At 47.3% G+C, this 12,129-nt stretch carries 14 protein-coding genes and 1 riboswitch; of the genes, 13 read left to right on the top strand and 1 reads right to left on the bottom strand.

Features of this window, described 5'->3' with window-relative positions; genetic code table 11:
- The first annotated feature begins 26 nt into the window (after nt 1–26).
- A riboswitch (FMN riboswitch) is annotated at nt 27–199 on the top strand.
- Between the two features lie 329 nt (nt 200–528).
- The 7 genes from ribE (at nt 529) to ytfJ (ending at nt 5,383) form a co-directional block, all read left to right on the top strand.
- Complete coding sequence (ribE, locus tag L693_RS0125375) at nt 529–1,194, top strand: riboflavin synthase (protein WP_025721037.1); 666 nt, start codon at nt 529–531, stop codon at nt 1,192–1,194.
- 59 nt (nt 1,195–1,253) lie between these two features.
- Nucleotides 1,254–1,937 carry a 3,4-dihydroxy-2-butanone-4-phosphate synthase gene (gene ribB, locus L693_RS0125370; protein ID WP_081752207.1) on the top strand — a complete coding sequence of 228 codons (684 nt, stop codon included), beginning with the start codon at nt 1,254–1,256 and terminating at the stop codon, nt 1,935–1,937.
- Nucleotides 1,938–1,966: 29 nt separating this feature from the next.
- Nucleotides 1,967–2,431 (top strand): 6,7-dimethyl-8-ribityllumazine synthase, encoded by a 465-nt coding sequence (ribH, locus tag L693_RS0125365; protein WP_025721033.1) that lies wholly within the window; start codon nt 1,967–1,969, stop codon nt 2,429–2,431.
- Between the two features lie 172 nt (nt 2,432–2,603).
- Complete coding sequence (locus L693_RS0125360; protein ID WP_025721032.1) at nt 2,604–3,398, top strand: segregation and condensation protein A; 795 nt, start codon at nt 2,604–2,606, stop codon at nt 3,396–3,398.
- Nucleotides 3,367–3,975, top strand: a complete 609-nt coding sequence (gene scpB / locus L693_RS0125355; protein ID WP_025721030.1) for an SMC-Scp complex subunit ScpB — start codon at nt 3,367–3,369, stop codon at nt 3,973–3,975. The genes L693_RS0125360 and scpB overlap by 32 nt, the downstream gene beginning before the upstream one ends.
- A 133-nt stretch (nt 3,976–4,108) precedes the next feature.
- On the top strand, nt 4,109–4,810 hold the full coding sequence (locus L693_RS0125350) for a DUF2953 domain-containing protein (protein ID WP_025721028.1): 702 nt from the start codon (nt 4,109–4,111) through the stop codon (nt 4,808–4,810).
- An 84-nt stretch (nt 4,811–4,894) separates the two neighbouring features.
- Nucleotides 4,895–5,383, top strand: coding sequence for a GerW family sporulation protein (ytfJ, locus tag L693_RS0125345; RefSeq protein ID WP_025721026.1), 489 nt, complete (start codon nt 4,895–4,897; stop codon nt 5,381–5,383).
- Between the two features lie 88 nt (nt 5,384–5,471).
- Here the strand turns inward: ytfJ and L693_RS0125340 are convergent, their stop codons facing one another.
- The gene (locus tag L693_RS0125340) at nt 5,472–6,194 is read right to left on the bottom strand and encodes a hypothetical protein (protein ID WP_025721024.1); all 723 of its coding nucleotides are present in this window, start codon (nt 6,192–6,194) and stop codon (nt 5,472–5,474) included.
- Between the two features lie 196 nt (nt 6,195–6,390).
- On the opposite strand from L693_RS0125340, the gene L693_RS0125335 reads away from it, so the two are divergent.
- The 6 genes from L693_RS0125335 (at nt 6,391) to L693_RS0125310 (ending at nt 12,119) form a co-directional block, all read left to right on the top strand.
- Entirely contained in the window at nt 6,391–7,653 is a 1,263-nt protein-coding gene (locus L693_RS0125335; RefSeq protein ID WP_025721022.1) for a D-alanyl-D-alanine carboxypeptidase family protein, read from the top strand.
- Nucleotides 7,654–7,721: 68 nt separating this feature from the next.
- Nucleotides 7,722–8,456 carry a nucleoside recognition domain-containing protein gene (locus L693_RS0125330; protein ID WP_025721020.1) on the top strand — a complete coding sequence of 245 codons (735 nt, stop codon included), beginning with the start codon at nt 7,722–7,724 and terminating at the stop codon, nt 8,454–8,456.
- 7 nt (nt 8,457–8,463) lie between these two features.
- Entirely contained in the window at nt 8,464–8,994 is a 531-nt protein-coding gene (locus L693_RS0125325; protein WP_025721018.1) for a spore maturation protein, read from the top strand.
- A 78-nt stretch (nt 8,995–9,072) separates the two neighbouring features.
- Entirely contained in the window at nt 9,073–9,831 is a 759-nt protein-coding gene (locus L693_RS0125320; RefSeq protein ID WP_025721016.1) for a pseudouridine synthase, read from the top strand.
- Nucleotides 9,832–9,940: 109 nt separating this feature from the next.
- Nucleotides 9,941–10,657 (top strand): response regulator transcription factor, encoded by a 717-nt coding sequence (locus L693_RS0125315; RefSeq protein WP_025721015.1) that lies wholly within the window; start codon nt 9,941–9,943, stop codon nt 10,655–10,657.
- A gap of 1 nt (nt 10,658) precedes the next feature.
- Nucleotides 10,659–12,119: an ATP-binding protein gene (locus L693_RS0125310; protein WP_025721014.1), complete on the top strand. Its 1,461-nt coding sequence runs from the start codon at nt 10,659–10,661 to the stop codon at nt 12,117–12,119.
- The last annotated feature ends 10 nt before the right edge of the window (nt 12,120–12,129 follow it).

The following is a 12,129-nucleotide window of genomic DNA, read 5'->3' as shown; positions in this document are numbered from 1 at the left end:
TAATGTTAATTCAATTGAATAAGAGCAAGATCCTTCGGGGCGGGGTGAAATTCCCCACCGGCGGTGATGACGTGCTTGTGGATTGCTTTTGCGATAACAGCACGACTTAGTCCGTGACCCGGATGCTGAACGATTAGCAGAAGGTGGACCTGGTGCAATTCCGGGACCGACAGTATAGTCTGGATGGGAGAAGGATACAGAGCGCATGTGCATGACGTGACATGTGCCGATTTTTAGCATACGTAAATGTACGTACGGCTTATTTCGTTGTAATGCAGCATCGGACGACGGCTTTTTTAGCTTTCTTTTCCGTAGCTGTTCTGAACGCATTGGCTTGTATCGTAGTCATGCTTTTTATTGGCATACGTATTATTCGTAAGATTTCAGTTATGCATATGGATTGCTTCTTGTAGACTGTAATTTGACTCTCATCACCCCCACGACGGATAGATTCCGTGCTGGGGTTTTTTTGCGCTTACGACTGATGAATTGGGGATAAACTGAAACGAGATGGAAAGGAGTGAAGCTATGTTTACCGGGTTGGTCGAGGAAGTGGGACGCATTCAAACGATTTCAAAAAGCGGAGAAGCGATGGTACTGGGTATTGAGGGCTCCGTTGTCTTGGGTGATTTGAAAATAGGAGACAGTGTTTCCGTGAATGGTGTTTGTCTAACGGCGATACAGATCGGGGTTAAGGATTTTAAGGTTGATGTCATGCCGGAAACCTTTCGCAGCAGCAATCTGAGAGAACTCAAGTCCGGCAGCCGAGTTAATCTGGAACGGGCGATGGCGGCGTATGGAAGGTTCGGAGGACATATTGTACAGGGACATGTGGATGGAACGGGTACGATTCGCCGGGTGACATCAGACCAGAATGCGGTTGTGTTCGAAGTTGCGCCTTCTAATCAAGCATTATTTAAATATATTCTTCTCAAAGGTTCGATCACAATTGATGGCATCAGCCTCACAGTCGCCCAGCGCACAGGAGATACCTTTGCCGTATCCATTATCCCTCATACCTTATCCGAGACAGCCTTACAAGCCAAACGTGAGGGGGACACCGTCAATATTGAATGTGACATATTGGGCAAATATGTGGAACAGCTTTTGAATTACAGAGGCTTAGCGGCGATGGAGGGAGCAGAAAAAGCTCCTATCAGTCTGGACTACTTGGCGAAGCACGGCTTTGCCTGATATGGAATGGTACATCTGTTACGGAGCACTTAAGCACAAGAAATGAGGAGGACAGTGCTATGGATAGAGGGAGTCAAACAAGTTCTACGACTGAAGTAGTGGAACACGATGGGGCGGAGTTGGACGAAGAGATTCGTTTGGATTCCATCGAAGAAGCTTTGGAGGATTTGAAGAACGGTAAAGTAGTTATCGTAGTGGATGATGAACAGCGCGAAAATGAAGGTGATTTTATTGCATTGGCTGAAAAAGCAACCCCCGAGGTCATTAATTTCATGATCACTGCAGGTCGCGGGTTGGTCTGTGTGCCGATTACACAGCAAAGAGCCGAGGCGTTGGAATTGCACCCAATGGTGAAGCAAAATACAGATTTCCACGGCACAGCCTTTACCGTTTCGGTTGATCATATAAAGACAACGACTGGTATTTCGGCAGCCGAGCGTTCCTTAACCGTACGCGCCTTGGCCGACGAAACAGTCGTAGCAGGCGATTTCCGCAAGCCTGGCCACATGTTCCCGCTGATTGCCCGCGATGGCGGTGTTTTGCAGCGTGCAGGTCATACAGAAGCGGCAGTCGATCTGGCCCGACTTAGCGGCTTCAAGCCCGCCGGAGTTATTTGCGAAATTATCAAGGAAGATGGCTCAATGGCCCGTCTGCCAGATTTGATGGTGATCTCCAAGCAGTATGAGCTGAAGCTGATCAGTATTCAGGATTTAATTGACTACCGTCGTCGTTTATCGTTGTAAATCATTTTAAAAAAGAGAGGTTGATAAGCATGGCACGTTTTCTGGAAGGTAATCTTGTATCGGATGGTTTGAAATATGGTATTGTGGTAGGAAGATTTAATGAATTTATTACGAGCAAGCTGTTAAGCGGTGCAATTGACGCACTTCAACGACACGGGGCAAGGGAAGATGAGATTGATGTGGCCTGGGTTCCTGGTGCTTTTGAAATTTCATTGATCGCACAAAAAATGGCTGCAAGCGGCAAATATGATGCTGTTATTACACTGGGCACCGTGATCCGTGGTTCTACTTCACATTATGATATTGTCTGCAACGAAGTGGCCAAAGGAGTGGCAGCAATCAATCTGAAAACGGGCATACCCGTTATTTTCGGTGTTGTGACTACAGAAAATATTGAGCAGGCTATTGAGCGTGCAGGAACGAAGGCTGGTAATAAGGGTTGGGATTCTGCACTGGCTGCGATTGAAATGGCGAACTTGGGCAAGCAATTTTAATGATATGAGCAACTGAATAAGAATGGCATAATGCTAAGCGAAAAAGGGATTGGATTGTTAAGCAAGGCGATGACGTATATACTACAGAAAGAGGGATTGATAACGTAAAGCATAAGTGCTATGGGGAAAGGTATTGTTGAATGATGATTGGAGTAAGGCAGGGGGAAGCACATTGACAGTCGTAAATTACAAGCTGGAAACATTCGAAGGTCCGCTGGATCTGCTTTTGCATCTGATTGATAAAGCCGAGATCGACATTCAGGATATTCCGATTAGTGATATTACGGATCAGTATATGGCTTTTTTGCACAGTATGCAGGAGTTGGAACTGGACATTACGAGCGAGTTTCTGGTGATGGCGGCGACACTCTTATCCATTAAGAGTAAATTGCTGCTTCCCAAACCACCTGTGATGGAATATGACGATTTGGACTTTTATGAAGAAGAGGATTATGATCCGCGCGAGGAACTGGTCCGCAAGCTGGTGGAGTACCGTAAATATAAAGGGATTGCTCGCCATCTGAGTGAACGTGAATGGGAACGGAGTCTGATCTACGGTAAAGAGCCGGAAGATCTGAGTACATTCCTGCCCACCGAACCCGTAAATCCGGTGCACGGGCTGCATACAAGCGATTTGGTCGCGGCCTTTCAGCGTGCATTGCGTAAAGCAGAACGACGTACGACGGTAACTCGTGTCCACCGCGATGAAATTTCAGTCAAGGACCGTATCCGCCAGGTTGTCGGGGTGTTAGAGGGACTCGGGACAGGGGGGCGCTTTCTGTTTTCCAAGCTGATGCATGAGGATATGTACCGGCATGAAGTGGTTGTAACCTTTTTGGCTATTCTCGAGCTGATGAAAATGAAGCAAATTTTCTGTTATCAGGAGAAGATTTTCGATGATATTGTAATGGAGTGGAGAGGGGATTTACGGGTTAATGGACTATCTGAAGCTGAAATCAATTATTGAGGGGCTGTTGTTTCTTGCGGGAGAGGAAGGATTGTCCGCCAAGCAGATCGCCGACATTGTAGAGCAGCAGCAAGAGCTTGTTGAAAAAAGTCTGGAGGATTTAAAGCAGGACATGGAGCAGGGAGGAAGAGGTCTGCAACTTGTCCGTATCGCCGGGAATTATCAACTTGCAACATTACCTGAGCATGCACCCTACTTTGAAAAGCTTGCCTACTCTCCGGCACGTGCCTCACTGTCTCAAGCCGCTTTGGAAACACTGGCCATTGTTGCCTATCGCCAGCCCATTACAAGAGTCGAAATCGAAGATATTCGGGGCGTCAAATCCGAGCGGGCCATACATACACTGGTCAACAAGGAGCTTATTGAGGAAAAAGGTCGGGCCGAAGCCATTGGTCGACCGATATTATATGGAACGACGAAATCATTTTTGGATTATTTCGGTCTAGGCTCTCTCACGGATCTACCCCAACCAGAGATATTCGAGGATTCGGACAATTTGGAGGAAGAGACACAATTATTGTTCGAGCGTCTGGAGAGCAGTCAGCCTGCTGCAAACGATTCGGATCTTGAACCCTGATATAGAAGGAAACAGCCAGTTCTCGCAGAGGGGAACTGGCTGTTTGGCATTTTGGGATGCATGATTTTCCGGGAAAGAGCCATACTATTTTTACCATGGTATATCCATAGAAAAAGGCAGGGAGGACTCGCCAGTGTGGAAATGGATCGGTATCGCCGTCATCGTCATCATATTACTTGTGCTGGCTATTTTGCTCTCTCGTATCCGGTGGAAGCTGGATATTGCCAAGCATGACAATGATGATCGGGCGCATCTGGAGATCAGATTTCTGTACGGGTTAATCAAAATCAATTATGATATTCCGGCTATTCTGATAGCAAGCTTGCAAAAAGGGCTTCTTTATCGGCTTGACCGCGACAAAAACATACATAAAACTGATGCTTCCGTGGATAGTGGAAATATTAATGCAGATAAAATTAAGCAATTTATACACGATGTACGAGTTTTACTCAAAGGAACGAAAGCTCTGCACCGATGGTTGCGGCATACGTTAGCCCATGTGATGATATCCAAAATGGAATGGTCCACCAATATCAGTCTTGCTGACGCTGCCTATACGGCTACCTCAACGGGTGTTCTATGGGGCTTGAAAACGACGCTGATCGGTTATGCATCCAGCTTTGTACGCATGAACTGTACACCCAAGCTGTTTGTTGTACCCTATTGGGCGGATCGCCTGCGTTTTACCACCACATTGACCTGTGAAGGAAATATATCGCTCGGATATTTATCTTTTTCCATGCTCACATTAGCTTATCGTATATGGCGCGTTCCGGGTGGACCGGAGGCCTGGAGACGGGTTTTTTCCAAGAAACCCATTCAGCATGAGGGATGAGCGATACATATTTTCTTAGTGGTCTGCGCACAATAGCGAAAGAAAAGGCAGTCTACGCTTGAGATAAGCAGAGGAGGAATAATCATGTCAGATCACCCGATTCAGGGGCTTATGCAAACTGCGATGGAAAACATCAAAGCCATGGTAGACGTGAATACGATTGTCGGAGAAGCAGTGGAAACACCCGATGGTTCCGTTATTTTGCCAATCAGTAAGGTGGGTTTTGGCTTCGCAGCCGGTGGGAGTGACTTTAATGTAGATGAAGAGGTCCATACTTCCTCAGCAGCGGGAAATCATAGCGGGAAGGAAGGACATCCGTTTGGTGGCGGTAGTGGTGGCGGTGTATCTATTCAACCGATTGCATTTCTGGTTGTTGGCAAACAGGGAGCACAAATCGTTCCTTTGGACAATCAAACACATCTGATTGAGAAGATAATCGATTCCACCCCCTACCTTATTGATAAGGTGCAGTCCATCTTCCAAACTGCGGGCAACGCTCAGCAAAATCCAAAGGTAACTGTAGATGTCACTACAAATCAAGATCACAGTCACTCGGGTCCCGCTTACTTGTAAAGATTATTGAACTAAAATGTTTCTTCAGGAGGGTATCCCGAAGCCGAGTAAGGGCTAAGGAATACCTTCCTTTTGTTTGCAATTTCTTCTATCCACGAATATACCGCCTTCGACCAATGACTGCATGAACACGTCGACCAAGTTCCTGTTGATAAGAAGTAGACAGCGATCGTTCAACCTCTCGGTATCCTTCAGGAGCGAACTGGGATAAATAGATGAAGTCCGGATAAATCACTTCATCCGTCATATAAGCAGATATTGTGGCCTCTGGCCGACGATGCTGATTGAGTGAATCAATAATACCTCTTGCTGGCAAGATGCCGATTCCATGTCCATAAAAAAGGTTTTCCTTCAGCTTAACAACATTTTCTCCTTTCCACTCCAAGGTATCAGGTGACACATCTGGATTATTAAAATATAGGATATCGCCCGGAGACGATTTGTGACTTCCCTGCACCTGTATGAGCTTGAGGTCACTGTCATAGTGCCAATCATACAACAGCATATCTGCAAAAATCCGATTAAATTCACTTTCCAGAATGGAATCCAGCACTGCTTTGTACAGTACAATGACCATAGCTGTTGCACATTCAAAGGCATATTGACCACCATTTGTAAAGATATCCCTGATCCCCTGCGCCGGAGTGACACCTGCTTTGATCTGAAATCCACCCTTTGCCGTCAAATCCCAGAACTGCGGATTACGACGCGCGGTCGCAAAAGTGGCAAAGGATACGCCGCTTCGATTTAATCCCTCTGCGGACTCTACAATCCGTGATCTTAAAATTGCTTCAAACTGTAGGCGCTGCATGCTGTACACCCCCATCCATATTCAACATTTAGCTACTCCAGATTTTGCAAATCCTCAACTATATATATGTGATCAGGAGTGTAAATTGCCTGATCGAGCAACCCTGCAGAGGAATTTTCTGTTATAAAGGTGGACATACTTTGAACAGCTTGGACATAGAATGGTACAAGACTTGCTCAAAACCGGAGGAATCCAAATGTTTAAAAAGAAGCAACACATCCACGCGGGCCAAAACCAGCTTTCGTTTAAAGCATGCGCCTTTGTTTTGCCGCTGGCACTGCTGCTTATTGTGTCATTGCTGCTCGTTTTGCTGAATCCACAGCCCGTTCAGGGAGCGAAGAAGACGGAAATGACCCCGCCTGCATTAAAGACCCATGCACAGGCCTCCTCTTTAATTGATGTCACATCAGGAAGAATCATATATGCTGCCGAGGGTGACCGGGAGCTGCGCATTGCCAGTTTGACCAAAATAATGACCGCTATCGTGGCTATTGAGCATGGGCGTTTGCAGGATCGGGTAAAGGTTAGTCCGACGGCGTACGCCAAAGAAGGTTCGTCGCTTTTTCTGCGAATGGGGGAAGAAATGACGCTGGAAAATATGTTGTACGGTCTGATGCTCCGTTCCGGTAATGATGCCGCTTCTGCCATTGCCGAGCATGTGGGTGGGACAGAAGAGGGATTCGTTCATTTGATGAATGATAAGGCGGTTCAGCTTGGGCTAAGTCATACGCATTTTGCTAATCCTCATGGACTGGATGTCGAAGGGCATTATTCCTCAGCGAATGATATGGCTCGGCTAACCGCCTATGCGCTGCATAATCCAACCTTTGCCCGTATCGTTAAGACTGAACTGAAAAAGGCGCCGAATCCCAACAATTCCTGGGATTACTCGTGGCATAACAAAAACAAAATGCTGCGGCTCTATGAAGGGGCTGACGGTGTGAAAACTGGCTTTACCAAGAAAGCCTTCCGTTGTCTCGTCAGTTCGGCCACGCGGGATGGTCGCCAGCTTGCCGCTGTTACCTTGAATGACGGGGATGATTGGAATGACCATGCCCGTATGCTTGATTACGGGTTTCGATATTATCCACTCATTCCGATTACGGACAAGCAACAACCGATTAACGGGTATCCGCTATTAACGGGTGCTAGCTTTGCTTATCCTCTGCACGACGGTGAGAAGACCCGGCTGCATAAAAGATTAGTACTATACAAAAAGTCCCGTTCTGCGGGGAGAGGGGACGTATCCTTTGGTTTGCGGGGACGTGTCGAGTTTCTGCTGGAAGGCAAACTGATCGGTTCCGTTCCTGTATATGAAAAAGGCAGCAAGCTGCCGAACCCAAGTACGATACAGCCCCAACAGGAAGTTCCGACTGCTCAGGCTCCTTTAAGCGGCACTCAGCAACGCAGCTGGACGAGCGGATGGAGTGTAATTATAAGAAATCTGTTTGGAGTTTAGGGGCAAGCAGGCTTAAATTGCTATGAACCGACATGTGTCACATCATTGATGAAAGGGAGGGATCAATCATGATTCATCTCATATGGGTGGCTTTGATTTGTATCGGATTTGCATTTGCTGCTGCACAAGGAAATATTGAAGTGGTGACCAAGGCTGCTTTTGATGGGGCGGCCACGGGTGTTACAGTGTGCTTTGGACTGATCAGCGTGCTGGTGTTCTGGATGGGCATGATGCGGCTGGCCGAAGACGGAGGGCTCTTGCAGAAAATATCCAGGCTGCTCGCCCCTTTCGTTGCCTTTTTGTTCCCGGATGTTCCGCGTAATCATCCGGCTATGGGCTACATTTTGTCCAATATGAGCGCCAATCTGCTGGGCCTGGGAAATGCAGCGACTCCAATGGGCATCAAGGCAATGCAGGAGCTGCAAACGCTCAACCCGGATAAGCAAACTGCTACTCCTGCTATGTGTACGTTACTGGCGTTAAATACAGCCAGTATTACGTTGATTCCCACGACATTGATCGCGATTCGTCTGAATTATCATTCCGCACATCCGGCGGAAATCGTCGGCACGACACTGGTGGCGACAGCGATAGCGACCTTTGCTGCGATAGCGGCAGATCGTTGGTATCGTAGTCGGGAACTGCGACGTCCCCCTGCGAAACCGCCGTCTCAGACAGCATTGAGTCCTCAGCCTCCTCAAACACCTGTGTCCGCTTCGACAGCACCGCCTGTATCTTCACCTGCAGCTCCACGGACGGGAATCACCGTTGCCAAGGGCAGGGATACCACTTGGAAAGGATGAGGGAGGCATGCTTCAGTTTATTAACCTCGTATCGACTTGGGCCATTCCGTTTATTCTCGCTTTTATTCCTTTATATGCATATGCCAAAAAGGTACCCGTCTACGATTCCTTTGTGGATGGAGCCAAAGACGGCTTCTCCACCGCAATCAGTATCATTCCTCATCTTGTAGGCATGATGGTAGCGATAAGTATCTTTCGAGCTTCCGGGGCTCTGGATTATTTAATATCCTGGGTCACACCATGGATCAAAGGCTGGGGCGTCCCCGGTGAGGTACTGCCTTTAGGTCTGCTCCGGCCTTTGACGGGCACCGGATCGCTTGCGTTCACGACTGATCTGATTCGTACCTATGGCCCGGACTCCATGATCGGTCGGATCGCTTCTACAATTCAAGGCAGCACGGATACGACTTTGTATGTACTGACTGTATATTTTGGTGCGGTAGGTATCCGAAATGGGCGATATGCTTTGAAGGTAGGACTATTTTCCGACGTGGTTGGTTTTGTGGCAGCCATTTCCATTTGCCTGCTTGTATTTTGATTCCTGCATCGTTTTTTGAACGGGGGTTGTGATTTTGTTCGTAGATGGGTATCATTAGCATGAGGTGAATTAGCGAACATGGAAAGATTGCAGAAAATATTGGCCCAGGCCGGGGTAGCATCCAGACGGAAATGTGAGGAGCTTATTCAGGCAGGCAGCGTGGAAGTGAACGGGGTTATCGTAACAGAGCTGGGAACGAAGGCGGACCCTGATCAGGATATAATTACGGTAAAGGGTAGACCGATTAAAACCGAGAAAAAAATCTATCTGATGATGAATAAACCTAAAGGGGTTATCACGAGTGCCTCCGATCCGGAGGGCCGTAAAATCGTGTCTGACTACCTGAAAGGTGTTAAGGAACGTGTATATCCGGTAGGTCGTCTGGATTACGATACGGAAGGACTGCTGTTACTTACCAATGACGGCGAGTTCGCCAATTTGCTCACCCATCCCAAGCATCATGTGCCCAAGACATATGTAGCGACTGTTAAAGGTGTTCCGCATGGAACTGAGCTGGACAAGCTGAAAAAAGGGATCGTGCTGGAAGATGGCATTACTGCACCAGCCGAGGTAGAATATAAAGATGTAGACCCGGATGGTAAGGAGTCAGTAATCCAAATTACCATTTATGAAGGCAGAAATCGTCAGGTAAGACGGATGTTTGAGGCTATTTCACACCCGGTTATCAGACTCAAACGAATTGCCTTCGGGGATCTTTTGTTGCAGAACTTGAAGCGTGGTCTGACCAGACCCCTCACCAAGGACGAAATTAACCGTCTCATTCAACTTGCCAAATCAGACAACACGAAAAAGAAACGGACAGGACGGGGGTCATAACCCCGGCCTTTTTGGTGTAAAGAGACTGTTGAACAAGAGTAAAGTTTGACCGCGCACGGGAAAATAGTAAAATAGAGAGAATGCTTTTTTTAGCGAAGGGACTGGGAATATGTCAGAACATAGCAACCGCATATTAATTGTAGATGATGAAGAACGCATTCGCCGCCTTCTGCGGATGTATCTGGAAAAAGAAGGTTATGAAATTGATGAAGCCGAGGACGGAGAGATAGCTCTCCAAAAAGCGACTGCAAGCGATTACAGCATTATTTTGCTGGATGTGATGCTTCCGGGCATGGATGGGATTGAAGTATGTACACGTCTGCGTCAGAACAAAGCAACGCCTGTGATTATGCTGACCGCCAAAGGAGAAGAGGTAAACCGTGTACAGGGCTTTGAAGTTGGGGCCGATGACTATGTGGTCAAGCCTTTTAGTCCACGAGAAGTCATTTATCGGGTTAAGGCGATATTGCGCCGTTCTTCGGAAACTGCCTTTTTAACCAAAGAGGCGGTACCAAGCAATAGCATTGTTTTTCCAAATCTTATTATTGAGCATGATGCACACCGGGTAAGTGCAGGCGGAATTGAGATCAGTCTCACACCTAAAGAATATGAGCTGTTGCACTATTTGGCAGTGTCGCCGGATAAGGTCTTCTCGCGCGAAGAGCTGCTGAAAGATGTATGGAATTATGAATTTTTTGGTGATCTGCGTACCGTCGATACGCATGTGAAGCGGCTTCGTGAAAAACTGAATAAGGTATCCCCAGAGGCAGCGGCTATGATTACAACGGTTTGGGGTGTGGGCTATAAACTGGAGGTTCCAAAATAACGTGAACTTTTGGAGATCGCTGGTAGGCAAGCTGTGGATCACCATCATTTGCCTTGTAGGCTCTGTGCTTATTTTTCTGGGACTTTTTTTGTTGCCGTATATTAACAGGAATTTTGCGGCGTACGAATCGACGGAAATCAAGCATTTGTTCACTTATACATGTATTGTCGGATTTTTATTAACGACCTTTTTTGCTTTATTTCTTTTTACTAAAATCACACAGCCTATGCAGCTGTTGATTCAGGCGGCGAATGCCATTCGTGAGGGAAAGTATGATACCCGGCTTTCACTGGTGACCAGTGATGAGATCGGGGAGCTGGCGAAAACTTTTAATCACATGTCTACGGAATTGGAAGCGACGATCCGCAGTCTGAATGAGGAGAAAAACCATCTATCCAGTGTGCTGCGAAGCATGTCTGACGCTGTCATTACCTTTGACAGAAGCGGGCAAATTATCTTGACGAACCCGCCTGCTCAAAATCTGCTGGATAGCTGGAAAGAGCTGGAATGGCAAGGGCATGATCAGCAGGAGTTCGGAGCATCTGTACCAGACCCGTTGTTGCCACTGTTTCACACGGTTATGGACAAAGGAGAGGACGTGGGAGACCATATTCATGTAAAGAAGGGCTCCTGGTCGGTACAGATGGCTCCTCTGTACACAGATAATGTAATTCGCGGCACGGTAGCTGTGCTCAGGGATATCACGGAAGAAGTGAAGCTGGAGAAGATGAGAAGCGATTTTGTCGCCAATGTATCTCATGAAATCCGTACACCCTTATCTATGATGCAGGGCTACAGTGAAGCGTTGCTTGATGGTATGGCTGGTTCACCGGAGGAATCCGAGGAACTGGTTCAGGTCATTTATGATGAATCACTGCGCATGGGAAGGCTTGTTAAGGATCTGCTTGATCTGGCTCGAATGGAGGCAGGTCATACAGACATGCATCGTCAGGAAGTGAATGTGAACGAGCTGATTGAGCGTGTTCACCGTAAATTTATGGTACGCTCGAAGGAACAGGGGCTGACTCTCGATTATCATGAGCAGGGCCAACAGCTGCTTTTGTCTGATGTGGATGAGGATCGGCTGGAGCAGGTACTAACGAATTTACTGGATAACGCATTCAGGCATACACCCGAAGGGAAAAAGGTTACTATTGGGGCGGATCGAATTTTAGGAGAACGACATGAGCTTGTGCGCATCCGGATTAAGGATGAAGGGGTAGGCATTGCCAGCGAGGACTTACCTTACATTTTTGACCGTTTTTACAAGGCTGACAAGGCAAGAGTGCGAGGCGAGGACAAGGGCACGGGCCTGGGACTTGCTATTGTCAAAAATATTGTAGAAGCTCACGGAGGCTCTGTATCTGCTGCCAGCGTTTTAGGAAAGGGGACAGAGTTCACGATTCTGCTGCCAATCTCCAAAAAACAAAGTCAGGCTCTGTCACAGACTAAGTCGATTTAGCTAAATTCCC

Origin of the sequence: Paenibacillus sp. 1-18, assembly GCF_000520755.1 — a bacterium.
Lineage (GTDB): Bacteria > Bacillota > Bacilli > Paenibacillales > Paenibacillaceae > Paenibacillus > Paenibacillus brasilensis.
Note: the sequence above shows the minus strand (reverse complement) of the source record. Positions and strands in the feature narration are given on the sequence as shown.

Bases quoted from the DNA above. Each gene is read 5' to 3' on its own strand.
- ribE (WP_025721037.1), top strand. From the start codon at position 529: ATGTTTACCGGGTTGGTCGAGGAAGTGGGACGCATTCAAACGATTTCA.
- ribB (WP_081752207.1), top strand. From the start codon at position 1,254: ATGGATAGAGGGAGTCAAACAAGTTCTACGACTGAAGTAGTGGAACAC.
- ribH (WP_025721033.1), top strand. From the start codon at position 1,967: ATGGCACGTTTTCTGGAAGGTAATCTTGTATCGGATGGTTTGAAATAT.
- scpB (WP_025721030.1), top strand. From the start codon at position 3,367: ATGGACTATCTGAAGCTGAAATCAATTATTGAGGGGCTGTTGTTTCTT.
- ytfJ (WP_025721026.1), top strand. From the start codon at position 4,895: ATGTCAGATCACCCGATTCAGGGGCTTATGCAAACTGCGATGGAAAAC.
- L693_RS0125340 (WP_025721024.1), bottom strand. From the start codon at position 6,194: ATGCAGCGCCTACAGTTTGAAGCAATTTTAAGATCACGGATTGTAGAG.
- L693_RS0125335 (WP_025721022.1), top strand. From the start codon at position 6,391: ATGTTTAAAAAGAAGCAACACATCCACGCGGGCCAAAACCAGCTTTCG.
- L693_RS0125330 (WP_025721020.1), top strand. From the start codon at position 7,722: ATGATTCATCTCATATGGGTGGCTTTGATTTGTATCGGATTTGCATTT.
- L693_RS0125325 (WP_025721018.1), top strand. From the start codon at position 8,464: ATGCTTCAGTTTATTAACCTCGTATCGACTTGGGCCATTCCGTTTATT.
- L693_RS0125320 (WP_025721016.1), top strand. From the start codon at position 9,073: ATGGAAAGATTGCAGAAAATATTGGCCCAGGCCGGGGTAGCATCCAGA.
- L693_RS0125315 (WP_025721015.1), top strand. From the start codon at position 9,941: ATGTCAGAACATAGCAACCGCATATTAATTGTAGATGATGAAGAACGC.